This is a genomic window from Nocardia sp. NPDC050799, from assembly GCF_040654015.1.
Classification (GTDB): domain Bacteria; phylum Actinomycetota; class Actinomycetes; order Mycobacteriales; family Mycobacteriaceae; genus Nocardia.
This window is the reverse complement of sequence record NZ_JBFAHF010000065.1, coordinates 1-1,627: the sequence shown is the minus strand read 5'-3', so window position 1 is coordinate 1,627 and position 1,627 is coordinate 1. Positions and strand designations below refer to the sequence as shown.

At 68.0% G+C, this 1,627-nt stretch carries 2 protein-coding genes; both read left to right on the top strand.

The window, feature by feature from the left end:
* The coding region (locus AB0H42_RS34390; RefSeq protein WP_357063740.1) for an ice-binding family protein at positions 1-771 on the top strand (771 nt) is incomplete at its 5' end.
* Between the two features lie 104 nt (positions 772-875).
* Complete coding sequence (locus AB0H42_RS34385; protein ID WP_357063737.1) at positions 876-1,124, top strand: transposase; 249 nt, start codon at positions 876-878, stop codon at positions 1,122-1,124.
* Positions 1,125-1,627: the final 503 nt, after the last annotated feature.

Below are 1,627 nucleotides of genomic sequence, written 5' to 3'. Positions count from 1 at the left end.
GCAGTGAGTTTCGGTGGGACACCGGCGACCCTGTTCACCGTCAACTCCGACACCCAGATCACCGTCCTCACCCCAGCCCACGCCGCGGGAACGGTGCCGGTCACCGTCACCACCGCCGGCGGAACCAGCAACAGTGTCTCCTTCACCTACGCCTCGGGCCTGGCGCCGGTCGATCTGGGGACCGCGGCGTCGTTCGCGGTGCTGGGGGCCTCGACAGTCACCAACACCGGAGCCACGGCCATCTCCGGTGACCTGGGTGTCAGCCCGGGCACCGCAGTGACCGGATTCCCGCCGGGAACGGTGACAGGCGGAGCGATCCATGCCGGGGACGCGGTCGCGGCGCAGGCACACACCGATTTACAGGCTGCCTACACCGATGCGGCGGGCCGCACGCCCACCGCCACCGTGACGGCTGATCTCGCGGGTCAAACCCTGACTTCCGGGGTGTACAACGCCACTGCCGGGATCAGTCTCAACGGCACCGTCACCCTGGACGGGCAAGGCAACCCGGGGGCGGTGTTCATCTTCCAAGCCGGGACGACACTGATCACCGGAGCCAACAGTGTGGTCAACCTCATCAACGGGGCCACCGCGGACAACGTGTTCTGGCAAGTCGGTAGCTCGGCCACGCTGGGCGCCGGCACCGACTTCGCCGGAAGCCTGCTGGCCTTCACCTCGGTGACGGTGACGACCGGCGTCACCGCAGACGGGAACATCCTGGCCCTCAACGGCGCAGTCACCCTCGACACCAACACCATCACGGCACCCTGAACCACGACCCACCGAAAGGATCATCCACCCTGTCCGCGCGCCATCGGCGCGCGGACAGCGCCGTATCCGGGCGTGGCCAGCCGCTACACGGCCCGGACGGCGAAGTGACCGTCGCAGAGGCAGCGCGGCGGGCGAAGGTGTCCGAGCAGTCGGTCGGGAACTGGAAGCGTCAGTTCCTCGAGGCCGGCCGAACCGGGCTGGTGGCGGGGAAGTCGGGTCCGGCGACGCGGGAGGCTCAGCTCGAGGCCGAGATCGAGGATCTGACCCAGGCGCTGGGTGAGGCGCATCTGGCGGCGCGGGTGTGGAAGAAGTCCGCGGAGGGCCGGTTGGGCCCTTCGAGGACCTCGAGGTGATCCGCGTCGAAGCGGGCATGCCGACCACGAGGTTTTGCCAGGTGATCGGTGTGCCCGAGCGGACCTGGCGACGCCATCAGGCTCGGGTTCGTGTTGGCGCGCCGGTGAAGAAGCCGTGGCCTCGGCCGGCCCGTGAGACCGTGCGGGCGGTCGCGCGTCGGCATGCCCATGAACATCCGGCGTGGGGACACCGCGAAGTCTGGGCGATGTGTCGTTACGAGGGGTTTCGGGTGTCGCAGGCGACGGTGTTGCGGCTGCTACGTGATGGAACCGGCCCACAGAAGTCCACCTCGGCGCCGCCGACCCCCTGATACCCAACTTTCCCGAGACCGAAAATCTGCCAACTACTCGACGCGGGACAAACATCCGACCCGGACATCGAATGCCGACGCAACCCGCACGCGTCGAGCTTTACGAGACACCTCAAAGGGTTGAGGCCCGTCTCGCCGTTTCGGCCTCGAAAGCGCATGAGCCGAAGGCTCGAGTCTCGAGGCCGAAACGGC